Origin of the sequence: Affinundibacterium flavidum (genome assembly GCF_014284175.1) — a bacterium.
In the GTDB taxonomy this organism is placed as follows: Bacteria; Pseudomonadota; Gammaproteobacteria; order Burkholderiales; family Burkholderiaceae_D; genus Undibacterium; species Undibacterium flavidum.
Genome location: NZ_JACOGA010000044.1, coordinates 1 through 754 on the forward strand (window position 1 = coordinate 1; position 754 = coordinate 754).

Annotated in this window: 1 protein-coding gene; it reads right to left on the reverse strand. The window is 37.8% G+C overall.

Translation table 11 applies throughout. The annotated features are described in order from the left end of the window. Positions 1 to 240: 240 nt before the first annotated feature. On the reverse strand, positions 241 to 754 hold a 514-nt coding region (locus H8K55_RS21270), incomplete at its 5' end, for an SMI1/KNR4 family protein (protein ID WP_186944251.1).

Below are 754 nucleotides of genomic sequence, written 5' to 3' on the forward strand. Positions count from 1 at the left end.
GCGTCGTAGCGCATGTTGCTACTGGTGCCGTTGCTGTACGTGATCTGGGTGTTGAGTCCGGTTTTGTCGTAGGTGTAGCTGGCACTTTTGCTGGCTACAAGAACTCAAATTGTTAAAGGTCAAAGGACAAAGGCATCTTCCTGTTTATCGCTCACACATTAAGTGTGTGGACTTCTCAAAATTTCGGTAACTGGTTTACTAACATTCGTCTGTTAACAATGGTCATTGAATTTTTGATAGCTAAGATAAAGATTTCCTTCCTTCGCTTTCAACTAGCATAATTATCCAAGCATCAAATGAACTCCACCCTACCAAGATGTCACGCCATTCATCAGGATCTTCATCGTGCGGAAATATGTTAAATTTTTCTTCGTCAGGCCTTTCCAATACGAACCCACCAAAATCCCCTATTCTGGTCAAAGCCACCACAAGCAGCAACTTTGGGAAAAAATTTAATCCAAAATTTTCAAACACGTCAAACGAAAATTGTTCAAGTTCGTCAAGGCCGACAAATTCAAAACCTAGTTTATTTTCATCTATAAATAAACTACTCGCGCCAACAATTTTTAGAAATTTTCTGTAATGTTGAGGAAGTGAAATTAAATTTTTTTGTTCAAATGAATCTATTTCATCGTCGGAATACCTCTTTTTTTGAATAAAAGAAAAATTATCGCCCGAAGGCAATTTAATCGGTTTCCCATTACTACGCTCACACCAATCGCGAATAGTTAAACAGGTATTAGAAAACATCATA